Below are 15,401 nucleotides of genomic sequence, written 5' to 3'. Positions count from 1 at the left end.
CAATCGGCATCACCGCAGTTCAGGGTCACGACGTACGCTGCTCGCATGTCTGAACTGCGTCGCCTGCGCTACTTCCTCGCGGTTGCCGCCGAGCGGAACTTCACCAGGGCAGCCGAGCGGGTGCACATAGCCCAGCCGGCCCTGAGCCGCCAGATCCGTCAGCTGGAACAGGAGCTGGGCGTGGAACTCCTCGCGCGCACCACTCACTCGGTCGAACTCACCGAGGCGGGGCGGCTGCTCATGGAGCGGGGAACGGTGCTGTGCGACGAGGCGGACCGGTTGTGGCGGGACGTGCGCGGATTCTCCGCGGGGGCGGCCGGCTCACTCACCTTCGGGTACAGCACCAGCACGAGTTACGACACAGCCCCCGCCCTGCTGGCAGCGCTGGCCGTCGCGCACCCCGGCGTCACGGCGACCACCCGGCTGATGACGACGGCCGGGATACTCGCGGGGGTCGCGGACGGCACGCTCGACGCCGGACTGCTGCGCTGCCCGCCACCCACACCGGAGTTGGTGAGCACGCGCGTACGACTGGAACCGCAGGGCGTCCTCATGCCCGCCGGACACCCGCTCGCAGGCTCCCTGCGGGTCGAGACTGAACTGCTGGCCCGTGAGACCGTCCTGATCCACCCCAGGGACGCCAACCCCGGTCACTACGACGCGATCACGGGCATCTTCACACGCGCCGGAATCGCCCCCCGGCTCCTGCTCCGCACCATCGCCTTCGACGCCGCGCACACGCTGGTCGCGGAGGGCGCCGCGATCTCGGTCACCGGCGCCTCATCGGTGTCCGGCCTGCCGGCCGGCCTGGTGTGGCGACCGCTGACGCCCGTCGCGACCACTGAGATCCATCTGCTGACCCGCGGGCTCACCGGCCGCCCCGTCGTCGCACGGTTGCTGCGCACCGCGACCGACACGGCACGCGCCCGGCACTGGCTCAGCTCCCCCGACGTCGCCTGACGCCCTCTTACGCACGGGACCACGGCCGGGTTCCCGTACGGGCCCCTGGCCGGGCGGCGGCGGCCGGAACGCATCAAGGGCCCTGTCTCACCGAAGTGAAACAAGGCCCTGACCTGCGACTCTTTCGAGTCGGGACGACAGGATTTGAACCTGCGACCCCTTGACCCCCAGTCAAGTGCGCTACCAAGCTGCGCCACGTCCCGATGCCCGTCTGACCTGGCGTTTCCCCTGGCCTGACCTGCATGAGAACCATACCGCACTCCAGCCGCCGGACCGACTCCGCCATGAAGGACCGCGGCCGGGGGACAATCGGCGGATGGACGAGAAGCGCGACGGCGCCCGCGACACCACGAGAGATCGCGACGCGGAGGGCCGTGCGCGCAACGCCCGCCCCCGGGACGGGCTCGGCCGCCCGCTCCCGTACGGCGCCGAGGGTGTGGAGCGGCAGCCCGAAGGCGTGACCCGCACCCCGGCGGAGACCGTGCGGGAGGCGCAGCGGCTGCTCGACGCGGGGATGCCCTTCCACGCGCACGAGGTGTTCGAAGACGCGTGGAAGACGGGGCCCGACGCGGAGCGCGGCCTCTGGCGGGGGCTGGCACAGCTGGCCGTGGGACTGACACACGCGGCGCGTGGCAACACCGGGGGCGGGGCGCGTCTGCTGCTCAGGGGTGCGGCCGGGCTGGCCGCGTATCCGGAGACCGTGCCCTACGGGATCGACACCGGCGGGCTGACCGCCTGGGCGGAGCGCCTCGCGGGCGGGCTCGACGGCCCGGTGGACGCGAAGGAATCGGCCCCGCGCCTGACCGTGGGCGCACCGTGAAGGACTCGCCCCGCACCTGACCGGCGGGCACACCCGGCCGGGACGGGACGGGGCAGCGCGGCCGGGGCCGGCCCGCGCCCGGCCGCCGCCTCCGCGCCGCGGGGTGATGCGTCAGACTCGACAGGTGAGAAAGATCTATGTGATCGGCATCGGTGCCGGAAACCCGGACCATCTGACGCTTCAGGCGGTCAAAGCCCTCAACGAGACGGACGTCTTCTTCCTCCTCGGCAAGGGGGCGGAGAAGTCCGATCTGATCCGGCTGCGCCACGACATCCTGCAGGAGCACATCGCGCACGGCCGCGGCTACCGGCTCGTCGAGGCGCGTGATCCCGAGCGGGACCGCGAGGCCGCGGGTCCCGGTTATGCCGCGGCCGTCGACGACTGGCGGCGGGCCAGGGCAGGCATCTGCGAACGGATGCTGGCGGAGGACCTCGGCGAGGACGAGTGCGGCGCGTTCCTGGTGTGGGGCGACCCCTCTCTGTACGACTCCACGCTCGCCGTCCTCGAAGAGGTCCTGGAGCGGGGCACGGTCGCCTTCGAGCACGAGGTGATCCCCGGCATCAGCAGCGTGTCGGCGCTGGCCGCACGGCACCGCACCGGACTGAACAGAGTCGGACGGCCCGTGCAGATCACCACCGGGAGGCGGCTCGCCGAGGGGTGGCCGGACGGTGTGGACGATGTCGTCGTCATGCTCGACGCGCAGCAGGCCTTCCGCCACCACACCGGCGAGGACCCGGTGATCCACTGGGGCGCCTATCTGGGCACCGACGACGAGATCCTGGTCTCCGGGCGGCTGTCGGAGGTGGCAGAACGCATCGGGGAACTGCGGTCCGAGGCACGGGCCCGGAAGGGCTGGATCATGGACACCTATCTCCTGCGCAGGGACTGACGACGGCGCACGGCGCACGGAGCCCGGCGCCGCGGCGCGCGCGGGCCCGGGAGGGGAAGCGGGTCAGGACGGCGCGCGGGGTCCGGGCAGTGACACACTCCATTATGCAACTTGTTGCACAACCAGGGGCCGCTGGTCTACAAAGAGCTGACCACCACTGCGCACCGGAGGCCTCGGATGAGCCCGTACCCCCACTTGCTGAGCCCCCTCGACCTCGGCTTCATGACGCTGCCCAACCGCGTCGTGATGGGATCGATGCACCTCGGACTCGAAGAGGCACCGGACGGCTTCGAGCGGATGGCCGAGTTCTACGCGGCCCGCGCCCGCGCCGGTGCCGGGCTCATCGTGACGGGCGGGATCTCCCCCAACGAGCAGGGCAGGCCGCTCGACGGCGGCGCCAAGCTGACCACCGCGGCCGAGGCCGCCCAGCACGCGACCGTGACGGCGGCCGTCCACCGGGCGGGCGGCCGGATCGCCATGCAGATCCTGCACTTCGGCCGGTACGCCTACCACCCCGGCCTGGGGGCGCCGAGCGCCGTCCAGGCGCCGATCAGCCCGTTCGTGCCGCACGCCCTCACCGACGACGAGGTCGAGCAGACCATCGAGGACTTCGTCCGCGCCGCCGGGCTGGCCCGCGAGGCCGGGTACGACGGTGTCGAGATCATGGGGTCCGAGGGCTATCTGATCAACGAGTTCATCGCGGCGCAGACCAACCACCGCGAGGACCGCTGGGGCGGATCGTACGAAAATCGCATCCGCTTCCCCCTGGAGATCGTCCGCCGGGTGCGCGAACGGGTGGGGCCCGACTTCATCCTCATCTACCGGCTCTCCATGCTCGACCTTGTCCCCGGCGGCTCCTCGCAGGAGGAAGTGATCGCGCTCGCCCGGCAGATCGAGGCAGCGGGGGCCACCCTCATCAACACCGGGATCGGCTGGCACGAAGCCCGGATCCCGACCATCGTGACCTCGGTGCCCCGTGGCGCCTACACCTGGGTGACGAAGAAGGTCATGGGGGCGGTCACCATCCCCGTGATCACCAGCAACCGCATCAACACCCCGGAACTCGCTGAGGAGTTGCTGGCCGGGGGCTGTGCGGACATGGTGTCGCTGGCCCGGCCCTTCCTGGCCGATCCGGAGTTCGTCGCCAAGGCGGGGCAGGGCCGCGCCGACACCATCAACACCTGCATCGGCTGCAACCAGGCCTGCCTCGACCACACTTTCAGCGGCCTGATCACCTCCTGTCTGGTCAACCCGCGCGCCTGCCGGGAGACCGAGCTGGTCCTCTCCCCGACCCGCCGCCGCAAGCGCATCGGCGTGGTCGGTGCCGGTCCCGCCGGACTCGCCTTCGCCGTTTCGGCTGCCGAACGCGGCCATGCGGTGACCCTCTTCGACGCCGCGGACGAGATCGGCGGGCAGCTGAACGTGGCGCGCCGGATCCCGGGCAAGGAGGAGTTCGACGAGACCCTGCGCTACTTCCGCGTGCAGCTCGAACTGCGCGGCGTCGACGTGCGGTTGAAGACCCGCGCCACCGTGGAGACCCTCACCGCCGGGGGGTTCGACGAGATCGTGCTCGCCACCGGGGTCGTCCCGCGCACCCCGGACATCCCCGGGCTCGACCACCCCAGTGTCGTCGGCTACCTCGAAGTGCTGCGGGACAGCGTGCGGGTGGGACAGCGTGTCGCGGTCATCGGCGCCGGCGGGATCGGCTTCGACGTGGCGGAGTTCCTCACCGACAGCGGCGAGTCGGCGAGCCAGGACCCGGCGGTCTTCTTCCGTCAGTGGGGTGTCGACACCGAACACCGCGCGCCCGGCGGCCTGTGCGCGCCGGTCCGCGCGGCCTCACCGCGGACCGTGCATCTGCTCCAGCGCAGGACGGGCAAGGTCGGTGCGGGGCTCGGGAAGACCACGGGCTGGATCCACCGCGCCGAACTGAAGCACCGCGGCGTCACGATGGTCGCGGGCGTGACGTACGAACGGATCGACGACGAGGGCCTGCACATCACCGTCGACGGCGTCGGCCAGGTGATCCCCGTCGACACCGTCGTGCTCTGCACCGGCCAGGAGCCGCGCCGCGAACTGTACGAGGCGCTGCACGCCGCGGGGCATCCGGTCCACGTGATCGGAGGCGCCGACGTGGCGTCCGAGCTGGACGCCAAGCGGGCCGTACGCCAGGGGACCGAGCTGGCCGCCCGGGTCTGACCCACCGCGCCGGGAGCGCCGGCACCCGGCCGGGACCTCTCTAGGATGCCCGCATGTCCCTTCCGCACGCCATCCTCACCGCCCTGCTCGAAAAGCCGTCGTCGGGGCTTGAGCTGACCCGGAGATTCGACAGATCGATCGGGTACTTCTGGCCGGCGACGCATCAGCAGATCTACCGGGAGCTGGCCAAACTGGAGCAGTCCGGTTTCATCCGCCCGCTGCCGCAGCAGCCGTCGCGGGGCCAGAAGCGGGAGTACGAGGTCCTGCCTGAGGGGCGTGCCGAACTGACGGCCTGGGTGGCCAGGGCGGAGGACCCCAGAGCGGTACGCGACCCCCTGCTGCTGCGGTTGCGGGCGGCGGCCGTGGTGGGGACGCAGGGGCTCGGCGACGAGCTGGAGCGCCACCTGCGTCTGCACGAGCGGCAGTTGGCGGAGTACCTGGCCATCGAGGAACGTGACTTCGCGCCCCCGGTCAGGTCGGCGGAGGCCCGTCTCCAGCACCTGGTGCTGCGCGGCGGCATCGATCTGGAGAGGTACTGGATCGCCTGGCTCACCGAGGCCCTGCCGGAGTTCACCGACCGCTGACGCCGGGGCCGGACGGCCACGGACGTCACGGATCCCCCCGCGTCAGCACCGGGTCCGGTAATGCCCCCGCGTCGGGCCCCCTCCGCTCCCGACCCGTTTCATGTGATTTTCACGCAGCCCGGCTACGGTGGCGGCTGTGACCCAGATGAGCCCTCCCGGCTGGCACACAGACCCCGGGTATACAGGAATAGGCCCTGTCCAGGAACGCTGGTGGGACGGTGCCCAGTGGACCGACCACCTGCGCGTACCGCCTGCGGCGACCCGGCGCCGCCGGGTGCGGACCGGCGCCGCGGTGACGGCCGCCGTCGTGGTCCTGGCGGCTGTCGGAGGCGGTGTCTATCTGCTGACCCGCGGCTCGGACTCCGGGCACACACCGGACGCCGCGACCGCGCCCTCCGGCGCTCCCAGCCGCCCCGGTATGCCCGGCGGTGGCAGCGGAGGTGAAGGCGGCGGCAGCGACAGCGGCGGCGGCGGGGACCAGCCCGGCCGGCAGGCACCGCCCACGGAGGACGGCTACGCCACCGACGCGGCCAGTGGCATCAGCATTCCCGTGCCGAAGGGCTGGACCGGCCAGTCGGGGACCGTCGGCGCCGGGGTGACCATCGGCAAGTACACCTGTCCGGGCGGAACCGGGGACGACGGCAAGCCCGCGCAGTGCGTACGCGGCGGGGTGTTCTCCGAGCCTGCCATCGCGCTGAAGATCTCGGCGACCGACCCGGAGGCCGCCGCGAAGAAGGACATCGCGGGAAACGCCAAGGAGTCGTACGGGGACAGTTCGTCGGGCATCACCTCGCACCGGATACTGAAGTCCGCAGCCGTCACCGTCGCCGGTCAGAAGGGCTACCTGGTGCGCTGGAAGGTGGTGACGAAGAAGGGCGACGACGGGTACGTGCAGTCACTCGCCTTCCCGTCCCCGCAGGCCCAGGGCGCGCTGATCGTCGTACGCTCCGGCTTCGACATCAATGCCAAGGCCCCCTCGCTCTCCGTCATGGACGAGATCACCAAGGGCATCAAGGCGGCCTCCGCTTCGGGGACCGGATCGGGCCAGGGCACCTGACCCGGGACCGCCGCGCGGCGGGCGCCCGGGGCCGCAGGGCAGGGCGCGCGCCGGCGAGCGTCAGGGCAGTACGAGCCAGTCGGCGGCGACCGCGGCCACCAGCCCCACGGCGAGCAGCCAGCTCGCGAGCCTGGTACGGCCGCTGCGGCTGAGCTCGATGACCACACCGCAGAGGATCAGTGCCATGCCGTAGTCGGCGACCACCAGCAGGGACGACCGGCTGGTGATCCGCTCCGCGAGCACCAGCGCGACCGCGGCCATCATGACGGAGGCCACCGCTATCCGTATCCGCCGGGCCTGACGAGGTGTCAGGCCCGGTTTCGCGGGGTCGGTCAGGTCCGTGTCCACCGCTTCGCTCTGGTCAGGAGTGCTCATGAGCCGGAATCGTAACGGAGGGGACGCGGTCGGCGCCGACGAGTCCGGCCGGTTCCTCGCGGGGGCCCGCGGCACCCCGGCCGGACGGGTTCCCCCGGTGCGGAAATCATCCGCGGGTACGGCGGCCGGGAGATACTGTCCGGGCTGTGTTCACGGAGGCGCCGGTCTCCGCTCCCCGTAACGAGGTGGACCGACGCCATGACCCTGCGCTACTTCCGAGAGAACGGTCTGCTCGTCCTGGAGACGGAGCGGCTGACCCTGCGTGAGCAGTCGCCCGCAGCGGCCGCCGTGCTCGCCGAGGGCTCCCCCGCCGGGCTGGACTGGCTCGACGCGTCTCCGGGCAGCGGGACGCAGATCGCCGGGAAGATGGTGGCGATGGCCGCCGAAGCCGGCGCGTACCTGCCCGGGTGGGGGCTGTTCGCGATCCAGCGGGCCACCGACGGCGTCACGCTGGGCGGGATCGGGTTCCACGGGCCGCCGTCCGACGGCAGGGTGGAGATCGGCTACGACCTCACCGAATCGGCCCGGGGTGCGGGCTGGGCCACCGACGCGGTGACCGCACTCTCCGGCTGGACGCTGCAACTGCCCTCCGTGCACACGGTGCTGGCCACCACCGACCCGGGCAATCTCCCCTCCCAGCAGGTGCTGCGCCGGGCCGGGTTCACCCGGATCGCCGACCTCGACGGGCTGTGGGCGTACGAGCTGACCGCCGGGTGACCCGGCGTGCGGGGGCAGGCCGTGAGCGCCCGCACGCCGCACACCGGACGGTCGCGCGCCGGGGCACCGGATGCACTCCGGACACCCGTCCGGCCCCTCCCCCGCCGCCCCGCCGCCCGTCCGCGCTCCGCCGCAATCCGCTTGTGGGAGCGCTCCCCCGTCGCCCATAGTGGCTGCTGTGACTCCTCAGCCCTTCGTGCGCCCCTACCGCCCCGCGGACCGGGCGGCGCTCTACGAGATCTGCATACGGACCGGTGAAGAGGGCGGCGACGCACGGTACTTGTACGCGGATCACGCACTGCTGCCCAGCGTCTTCGCCGGGCCCTACGCGGAGCTCGAACCCGGTCTCACCTTCGTCGTCGACGACGGCGGCGGCCTGGCCGTCGGGTACATCGTCGGCACCGCCGACACCGCCCTCTTCGCCGAACGGTTCCGTGAGGAGTGGCTGCCCACGGTCGCCGGCCGGTACCCCGATCCGGCCCGGCCGCTCCGGACACCGGCCGATCAGATGGCCGCCCTGCTGCACAGCCCCGAGCGCATGGTGCTGCCCGAACTGGGCGCGTACCCCGCCCATCTGCACATCGATCTGCTGCCCGGCCATCAGCGTGCCGGGTTCGGGCGCGCCCTGATGACACGGTTCCTCGGTGCGCTGGCCGCACAGGGCGTGCGCGCCGTGCATCTGGGCATGGTCACGGCCAACACCCCGGCGCGGGCGTTCTACGACAGACTCGGGTTCCACGAGATCCCGGTGCACGACGCGGGCCCCCTGACCTATCTCGGCCGCAGTACCGGAGACCGTACTTCCGCTTCCCCGCCTACGCTGGCAGGATGACAGCCGAGCCCACCACGCCCCGGACCCCCGGCGGCCCCCCGAAGTCCGTCCGCGTACGGCCGTACCAGCCCTTCGACCTGCCGGGCATGTACCGGGTGTGCCTGCTGACCGGGGACTCCGGCAGGGACGCCGGCGCGCTCTACCACGATCCCGATCTGCTGGGCCATGTGTACGCGGGCCCCTACCCGGCAGCCGATCCGGGCCTGACCTTCGTGGCCGCCGACGCCTCCGGGGTCCTCGGTTACGTCGTGGCGACAGCGGACTCCGCCGCGTACGAGAGGTGGCGGGAGGACCACTGGTACGCGCCGCTGCGTCTGCGCCACCCGGAGTCCCTGGCGGTCGATCCGGGCGACGGGAGCAGGGACTGGCAGCGGGTGGCCCAGCTCCACGGCACACCGCTGCGGGGCGACGACCCCCTGTACGAGACCCACCCCGCACATCTGCACATCGACATCCTCCCGCGCGGCCAGGGGGCCGGACTCGGCCGCCGTCTGATGTCGGCCCTGCTGGAGGAGTTGCGGGAGCGCGGGGTGCGGGGGCTGCACCTCGGTGTCGGCAGCGGGAACCCCGGGGCGCGCGCCTTCTATCTCGCGCTCGGTTTCGCCGAGGCCGAACGCCGGGAGTGGGGTTCGGTGATGGTGATGGATCTCCGTGAGCGGGGCGGCTCGGGCCGGTAGCAGACCCCGCGGCAGCAGCCCAGGGCAGTGACAGCCCGGGACAGCGACAACTCGGGGCAGTGGCAGCTCGGGGCAGTGGCAGCTCAGTGCAGGAGCAGCTCAGTGCAGGAGCAGCTCAGTGCAGGAGCAGCTCGGCGCCGCCCAGTACGGTCGCGCCGATCACCAGCCGCTCGAAGAGCCGCTGGTTGATCCGGTGCACACAGGCCCGGCCGATGAAGGCGCCGGGTACGACGAAGACCAGCAGCACGGCGTCCAGCAGCAGCGATCTGGCGTCGATCAGGCCCAGGCCCACACTGAAGGGCACCTTGGCGGTGTTGACGATCAGGAAGAACCAGGCCGACGTGCCGAGGAAGCCCAGCTTCTGGAAGCCCGCCGAGATCAGATAGAGCGACATGACAGGTCCGCCCGCGTTGGCGACCATCGTGGTGAACCCGCCGAGTACCCCGTAAGCGCGGGCCATGATCCGCCCGCCGCGCACGGGCGCCGCGGCGTCCTTGCCCGTGACGGCGCCCGCCGGAGCGCCGCTGCCCCCGGAACCACCGGCCTCGGCAGCGCCCTCCCCCGTCAAGCCGCCGCCCGCTCGCGGGTCCTGCGGGCCGCCGGCGGCGGGGCGGGCCGCTTCCGTGGTGCGCCGGCGCCACAGGGTGACGCCCGCCATGAACAGCAGGATCGCGCCGATCGAGGTGCGGACCACCGCGTCGTCGGCCCAGAACAGGAACCCGGTGCCGATCAGTACCCCCACGGCCACGGCCGGGAACAGCCGCAGGAGCGTCGGCCAGTGGGCGTGCTTGCGGTAGGTGAGGACCGCGAACACGTCTCCGGCGATCAGCACGGGCAGGAGCACCCCGGTCGACTCCCTGGCGGGCAGGAGCGCGGCGAACACCGCGAGGCTGATGGTGTTGGCGCCGCTGACCGCGGTCTTGGAGAATCCGACCAGCATGGCTGCCGCCGCGAGGGCGGCCATGCCCCATATGTCTCCGGTGACGTTCATCGTGTCCATAGAGCTGGGGATGGTATCGCCTCCCCTCGGCCGGCCGTCCGCCGACGGCCCCGGGCGCAGGTCAGGGGCCGTCGCCGGACGGCCCCTGACCTCTCACCACTCCGGTTCCGCTACCTCCGCAGCGCGACCGAGAAGCCGTGGCCGGTGGAGAGCGACGGGGTCTTGATCCGGGTGTTCCCGGTACCGGGATCCGTGTACCAGCCGGACCCGGCCGCCGCGAACTCCTTCGCGGTGCCCAGCCGGTGCAGCTTCCCGCCGGCCAGGACCACCTGGGACGGCGCGTCCTTGGCGTGCACCGTGAAGGTGTACGAGCGGGCTGCGGGCTTGCCCGTGTAACGGCCCACACTGGCACCGACCTTGATGGTGGTGGCGCCCTTTCCGTGGGCGGGGGCCTTCACCTGGACGTGCTGGGTGGCCGACGAGCCCCCGGCGAACTTCCGCGTCACGCCGTCGTCCTCGTAGAGCGTGTAGTCCGTGGTGCCCTTCGGGTAGATGTCGTAGTCCAGCTCGCTCTTGTCCCGCGTCTCCCAGGACGTCGTGCCCTTGGGCCACATCGGCACGATCGAGCCGCCCTTGACGAACAGCGGAAGCGTGTCGAGGGGCGCCTTGTAACCGTTGATGGTGGTCGGGCCCTGGTAGGTCTTGCCCGTCCAGTAGTCGGTCCACGTGCCCTTCGGCAGGTAGATGCCGTTGCGCACGTCGGTGTCGCTGTAGACGGGAGCGACCAGGAAGTCCGAGCCGGACATGAACTCGTACTTGGCGTCCGCCCCGAGCGTCGCCGGGTCGTCCGGGTACTCAAGCGAGAGCGGTCGCACGGACCCGACGCCGGTCTTCGTGGCGTCCTTGGACAGCGTGTACATGTACGGCAGCAGCCGCTCCTTCAGCTGCAGGTACTTCCGGTTGATGGAGGTGTACGGCTCCCCGTCGAGCCACGGCTGCTGATCGTGCGGCTTCTTGGTGGTGAGGTCGCTGGCCCAGCCGTCCATCGTCATGATGGCCGGCAGGAACGCCTTCCACTGGAGGTCCCGGGCGTACATCTTGGGGTCGTGGCCGTAGATCGAGCCGACGTCACCCGTGTTGTACGCGATGCCGGACAGCGTCGCACCCGCGTAGGTCGGGATCTGCCAGCGGAGGTAGTCCCAGGACAGTTTCTGGTCACCGCTCCAGAGCACCCCGCAGCGCTGGGCGCCGGCCCAGGAGACCGGCAGCCAGACGAATCCGCGGGCGTCGCTGTTGTCCTCGATGCCGGCCTTGGCCTCGTCGCAGGCGTCGAGCGCCATGCCGTAGCCGTTGCCGACCCAGGCGACGTCCAGTTTGCGGACGCGCACCCCGGCCTTGGCCTCCTCGGCCTGGTTCGGCAGACCGTCCTGGGTCCACAGTCCGAGCTGGGCGTGGCTCTTGTTCAGACCGGTGCCGGTCTGCGGCAGGTCCTCGTAGCCGCATCCATAGCCGTCGTTGACCAGCATCCAGCCGAGCGGCATCTGGTTCTGGGTGTAGCCGTCCGCGATCTTCAGCGAGTCCAGCGTGTGGCGCTCACCCCGGTTGGCGTTGTGCAGGTAACAGTCGGAGTCGCCCGGTTCGAGCCCGTACACCGGCGGCATGAACGGCTTGCCGACCAGCGAGGTGTACTCGCCGATGACCTTCTTGGTGTCACCGGTGAAGTAGTAGGCGTCCAGACGCCGTTCCTGCTGGCCGGTGCGGACCGGCGAGCCGAAGTCGTACACGCCGGGCGTCATGGTGTTGCGGAAGACGCCGTATCCGGCGGTGGAGATGTAGAACGGCTGGGAGTTGTTGTAGCCGCCCTCGTCCCAGTTGGTGTTGTTGCCGACGTTCATGACCTGGTCGCGGTGGGAGAAGCTGCCGTTCTGCTCACCGCCGCCGAAGAACTGCTCCTTGGACCCGCGCTTCAGGCTCTGCCGCATCCCGCCCGTCGTCCAGCGCAGCGGGTCGGCCTCCGCCCAGATGACCGTACGGTTGTCCGCCTTGTACAGGGCGAAGGTGAGCGGTTTCTTGTAGACGCGCAGCACGACACCCTTCGACCGGATCCCGTAGTAGGAACCGGCGTTGAAGGTGGAGGTGCGCGACTGGACCGCCGGCTGCTTCTGGATCATGTGGCTGCCCGCGGGACCTGAGAGGTCGCCGTCGGGGGAGGCCTGGAGCCGCATGGTCTCGTCGGTGAAGAACGAGGCACGCGTCCTGAGGTCACCGGCCGCGATGTCGTAGGTGCCGTGGGAGCCGCTGAAACCGGTGAGGTTCCCCGCGTCGGTGGACTCGGGAAGGTACGCCTTGCCGGTGAAGGAGTTGTCGTGGACGGTGTACGGGACGACCACCACGTGGTACGTACCCGAGGCCTTGGGAATGACCGTCGCCTCGGGGTCGGCGGTACCGGCGCTCGACGCGACCTGCTTGTTGTCCTTGTCGTAGATGTACATGTCGAAGTCGTCGGTGGGTGTCTGCCACTGGATGGAGACGGGGACGCCGCCCTCCGGATTGTCGTCCCACTCACCTGCCGGCGGGTTCACGGTCAGATCGAAGCGGGCGCACTTGGCCTGGTCCGGATCGTCGGCCGCCGTACCGCACTTGTCGGGTCCGTCCACGGTCCCCTTGGCGTAGACGGGGCTCTGCCAGGTGACGCTCTTCGTCCCGCTGTCGAGGGTCCCGGACGGCGCCGCGGCTGCCTGCGCCTGCGACGACGGGACGGTCAGGGTGGTGAGGGCGAGTACCAGCACCGACACCGCGGCGGCCGCACCCTGCCGGGGGCGGCTTCTGAGGATTCGCAAGGAGTGTTCTCCGTTCGTACTGAACAGTAAAATGTGCAATGCCTGCGCAGACATGCTTGGAACACTTGAATTTCGAGCATCACAATTCACCTTCCGGTCAGTACATGTCAACGTTTCGGAGCGGTCCGCACCCCTCATCCAGGCCGGGCACCGACCGGTGACCCCCTTGTCCACGGGAATGACGGGAACGCCCGCCCGGCCTTCAACGACGGCTTTATGCAACAGAGTTGGAAAATCTTCGGTCCACGCGACCGTTTTTCGCACAACTCTTGACGTGGCGCACCCCCGGAGTGGGGACCCGGCCCATCAGAGAGCGCTCCCTCACTCCATTGCTCTTCACTTCTTGAAGACTCATCGTCGACCCATCAAACGCAGATTTCCCCCATGCTCGCCGCCGCCCCCTCGACGTCACGGCCCGCAGATCCGCCCGGTGCTCGTCTCGCCCCCGTGAACAGCCGGACCGCCGGCCGCGCCCGCCCCGCCCGGCGCCGGACACACCGGAGGCCCGTTACCCCTCTCCTCGCAAGGGGTAACGGGCCTCCTGGCATGCCCGGGTCAGTTCGGTCCTGTCACGTTCAGGGGGTGTCCGGACGGCCGCTGGTCGCGGCGTAGTACTGGAGGTCCTGCACCTCGACCCGGCTCCGCACCGGATGGCGCGAGGTCACCTCCGCCACCGTCCGGCCGTCCCTGCGCACCGTGGCCGCGCTCCATCCCGTGTGCAGCGGAACCAGGGTGGGCCGGACCCCGGCGGGTACCGGATGGCTCTGCCGGTCCGTCCCCACCACCGTGTCCAGAACGGCGGGCGCGGTCAGGAACGTCAGCGCCTCCACCATGTCGCGGGGCGGGGCCGTCCCCGCGCGGGGACTCATCAGCTCCTGCTGCGCCCCGGGCGCCGGCTGCGTCCCGGCGAACTGGACCCGCGAGGTGAGATAGACCGTGTCCCGCACGATCTTCGGCCACTGTCCCGTCTTGAAACGGGTGAGGTAGTACGACGAGAGATCGAGGTAGACATAGCCGTTGTGCAGCGAGGGCGCGAACTGGCTGCCCTCGGAGTAGTCGTTCCAGGTGGTGAGCTGGACCCAGTCGGCGCCGTCGTCGATCGCGTGGCCCCAGCCGGCCCGCAGTGTCGAGGTGTTGCCCGCCTCGTCGTACACCCCCTGGTTGGGCCTGGCGTCCTGCACCGAGACCGGCTGCATCCAGGTCCTGCCCAGCCGGTGGGCCAGAGCGACATCGGCTTCGGCGCCGGCCTGGGCGTTGTAGCTGCGGTTGCCCCACTCCGAGAAGCCGTAGCTGATCGGCGCGAACCGCTCGGCGTTCGCCGGGAAGTTCAGGAACAGCGGGACCAGGGCCGTACGGATGCCGTGACGTGCCCGCAGCCGCGTGGTCAGCTGCGTCCACCAGCCGGGGTCCTGCGCCTCGGCCTTGAAGGGCGAGACCACCAGACGTCCGTCCCCGAGCCGGTGGGCGGCCGGTGACGCCGCCAGCCCCGCCAGGGCGTCCGCCAGCGTCGTGGGGTCGGTGTGCAGCGAGGTCATGTCCGGCATCAGCATGATCCGGAAGCCGGGCGCGGCAGTGGCGGCAGCCTTCAGGAGGAGGTTGACCCGCTCCCAGTTCGGCCCGGTCAGCGAGAGGATGTCGACACTGAAGCCGTCGACGCCCGCGGCCCTGGCCGTGCGGACCTCCTGCTGGAGGTTGGCCAGTTGCCAGTCACCGCTCCGCGGCGCGACCGGCAGCGGACGGTCGCGCAGCAGGCCGCCGTACGGGGCGTGCTTGCCGTTCTCGCCCTGCGCGGTCAGGTAGTTGCGGCTGTAGTAGTCCTGACCTGACGGCTCGTTGTCCAGCGACAGCGGATACGGCGTGAAGTAGTGCGCGAACACCAGGTGGTGGCCGCCGCGCAGCGTCGCGGGCGCCGGGAGGTCGAAGGGGAGCTCCTTGCCGGTGACGCGCTGCGGCCGGGGGGCGGGGACCGCCGCGCGTTCCGCCGGGGCCTGCCCGGAGGGTGCGGCGGCCGGCGTTCCCGCGGTCGGCCTGCCGTCGGCCCCGAAGGGCGACCATGCCATTCCGCTTCCGGCCAGCAGACAGATCAGCAACAGGCCGAGCCCGGCGGCCGGCAACAGGATGCGCCGCCGAGCGGATCTGCGGCGGTGGTGGTGCGCCAACGGTCTTACCGGCGCTTCGGCCATCGTCGTTCCTTCCCGAAAGGCCGCCCGCACTGCGGGGGTTGGGCAGTAGTAGAGCCGAAATGCGGCTTCGCGACAACAGGCGCCGGGCTGCGGCGGGCGGGTCAGTTCCTTTCCCGCGCCCGCCACGGTGTGCGCTGTCACCCTGGTGACCAGCGGCGCAGCCCCTGAGGCGGCGGTTCCGTATCGCGTACGACGGAATGCGCAGGCCCCGGCGCGGCTGCGCCCGCACGTGCGTTCCCGGTGGCGTCGAAGGAATGATCGAAGGGGTGGTCGCCGGGCCGGAGGGCACGAGGTCAACACGTATTCGTCACACCGTCTCCCGATGGAT

General features: G+C 70.9%; 13 protein-coding genes and 1 tRNA gene. 9 read left to right on the top strand and 5 right to left on the bottom strand.

The features are described 5' to 3' along the window. Positions 1-45 precede the first annotated feature (45 nt). A complete protein-coding gene (locus OG917_RS29190; RefSeq protein ID WP_328321230.1) occupies positions 46-960 on the top strand; it encodes a LysR family transcriptional regulator in 915 nt (304 codons plus the stop codon). 129 nt (positions 961-1,089) lie between these two features. On the opposite strand, the gene OG917_RS29185 is transcribed toward OG917_RS29190, so the two are convergent. Next, positions 1,090-1,163, bottom strand: a tRNA-Pro gene (locus OG917_RS29185). A 113-nt stretch (positions 1,164-1,276) separates the two neighbouring features. Here OG917_RS29185 and OG917_RS29180 point away from each other — a divergent pair. The 5 genes from OG917_RS29180 (at position 1,277) to OG917_RS29160 (ending at position 6,509) form a co-directional block, all read left to right on the top strand. After that, on the top strand, positions 1,277-1,780 hold the full coding sequence (locus tag OG917_RS29180) for a DUF309 domain-containing protein (RefSeq protein ID WP_328321228.1): 504 nt from the start codon (positions 1,277-1,279) through the stop codon (positions 1,778-1,780). A gap of 124 nt (positions 1,781-1,904) precedes the next feature. Next, the gene (gene cobF / locus OG917_RS29175) at positions 1,905-2,669 is read left to right on the top strand and encodes a precorrin-6A synthase (deacetylating) (RefSeq protein WP_328321226.1); all 765 of its coding nucleotides are present in this window, start codon (positions 1,905-1,907) and stop codon (positions 2,667-2,669) included. A gap of 177 nt (positions 2,670-2,846) precedes the next feature. After that, positions 2,847-4,868, top strand: a complete 2,022-nt coding sequence (locus OG917_RS29170; RefSeq protein ID WP_328321224.1) for an NADPH-dependent 2,4-dienoyl-CoA reductase — start codon at positions 2,847-2,849, stop codon at positions 4,866-4,868. A gap of 53 nt (positions 4,869-4,921) precedes the next feature. Beyond that, complete coding sequence (locus OG917_RS29165; protein ID WP_328321222.1) at positions 4,922-5,452, top strand: PadR family transcriptional regulator; 531 nt, start codon at positions 4,922-4,924, stop codon at positions 5,450-5,452. Positions 5,453-5,588: 136 nt separating this feature from the next. Further along, the gene (locus OG917_RS29160) at positions 5,589-6,509 is read left to right on the top strand and encodes a DUF2510 domain-containing protein (protein WP_328321220.1); all 921 of its coding nucleotides are present in this window, start codon (positions 5,589-5,591) and stop codon (positions 6,507-6,509) included. Between the two features lie 60 nt (positions 6,510-6,569). Here the strand turns inward: OG917_RS29160 and OG917_RS29155 are convergent, their stop codons facing one another. Continuing rightward, positions 6,570-6,884 (bottom strand): hypothetical protein, encoded by a 315-nt coding sequence (locus OG917_RS29155; protein ID WP_328321218.1) that lies wholly within the window; start codon positions 6,882-6,884, stop codon positions 6,570-6,572. Between the two features lie 198 nt (positions 6,885-7,082). Between OG917_RS29155 and OG917_RS29150 the strand changes: the two genes are divergently transcribed. From OG917_RS29150 to OG917_RS29140, 3 genes are all read left to right on the top strand, one after another. Next, positions 7,083-7,601, top strand: a complete 519-nt coding sequence (locus OG917_RS29150) for a GNAT family N-acetyltransferase (protein WP_328321216.1) — start codon at positions 7,083-7,085, stop codon at positions 7,599-7,601. Positions 7,602-7,779: 178 nt separating this feature from the next. Beyond that, complete coding sequence (locus OG917_RS29145) at positions 7,780-8,433, top strand: GNAT family N-acetyltransferase (RefSeq protein WP_328321214.1); 654 nt, start codon at positions 7,780-7,782, stop codon at positions 8,431-8,433. Further along, positions 8,430-9,110: a GNAT family N-acetyltransferase gene (locus OG917_RS29140; protein ID WP_328321212.1), complete on the top strand. Its 681-nt coding sequence runs from the start codon at positions 8,430-8,432 to the stop codon at positions 9,108-9,110. Before OG917_RS29145 ends, OG917_RS29140 begins: the two co-directional genes overlap by 4 nt. Positions 9,111-9,225: 115 nt before the next feature. Here OG917_RS29140 and OG917_RS29135 read toward each other — a convergent pair whose 3' ends face one another. From OG917_RS29135 to OG917_RS29125, 3 genes are all read right to left on the bottom strand, one after another. Beyond that, entirely contained in the window at positions 9,226-10,110 is an 885-nt protein-coding gene (locus OG917_RS29135) for a sulfite exporter TauE/SafE family protein (RefSeq protein WP_328321210.1), read from the bottom strand. A 110-nt stretch (positions 10,111-10,220) separates the two neighbouring features. Continuing rightward, positions 10,221-12,890, bottom strand: a complete 2,670-nt coding sequence (locus tag OG917_RS29130) for a glycoside hydrolase family 31 protein (RefSeq protein WP_328321208.1) — start codon at positions 12,888-12,890, stop codon at positions 10,221-10,223. A 575-nt stretch (positions 12,891-13,465) separates the two neighbouring features. Beyond that, positions 13,466-15,073 carry a glycoside hydrolase family 71 protein gene (locus tag OG917_RS29125; protein WP_328321206.1) on the bottom strand — a complete coding sequence of 536 codons (1,608 nt, stop codon included), beginning with the start codon at positions 15,071-15,073 and terminating at the stop codon, positions 13,466-13,468. Positions 15,074-15,401 lie beyond the last annotated feature (328 nt).

Source organism: Streptomyces sp. NBC_00388 (assembly GCF_036061255.1).
Lineage (GTDB): Bacteria > Actinomycetota > Actinomycetes > Streptomycetales > Streptomycetaceae > Streptomyces.
Note: the sequence above shows the minus strand (reverse complement) of the source record. Positions and strands in the feature narration are given on the sequence as shown.

Coding starts and splice junctions, on each gene's coding strand:
- OG917_RS29190 (WP_328321230.1), top strand. CDS start 46: ATGTCTGAACTGCGTCGCCTGCGCTACTTCCTCGCGGTTGCCGCCGAG.
- OG917_RS29180 (WP_328321228.1), top strand. CDS start 1,277: ATGGACGAGAAGCGCGACGGCGCCCGCGACACCACGAGAGATCGCGAC.
- OG917_RS29170 (WP_328321224.1), top strand. CDS start 2,847: ATGAGCCCGTACCCCCACTTGCTGAGCCCCCTCGACCTCGGCTTCATG.
- OG917_RS29165 (WP_328321222.1), top strand. CDS start 4,922: ATGTCCCTTCCGCACGCCATCCTCACCGCCCTGCTCGAAAAGCCGTCG.
- OG917_RS29155 (WP_328321218.1), bottom strand. CDS start 6,884: ATGAGCACTCCTGACCAGAGCGAAGCGGTGGACACGGACCTGACCGAC.
- OG917_RS29150 (WP_328321216.1), top strand. CDS start 7,083: ATGACCCTGCGCTACTTCCGAGAGAACGGTCTGCTCGTCCTGGAGACG.
- OG917_RS29140 (WP_328321212.1), top strand. CDS start 8,430: ATGACAGCCGAGCCCACCACGCCCCGGACCCCCGGCGGCCCCCCGAAG.
- OG917_RS29135 (WP_328321210.1), bottom strand. CDS start 10,110: ATGGACACGATGAACGTCACCGGAGACATATGGGGCATGGCCGCCCTC.
- OG917_RS29125 (WP_328321206.1), bottom strand. CDS start 15,073: ATGGCCGAAGCGCCGGTAAGACCGTTGGCGCACCACCACCGCCGCAGA.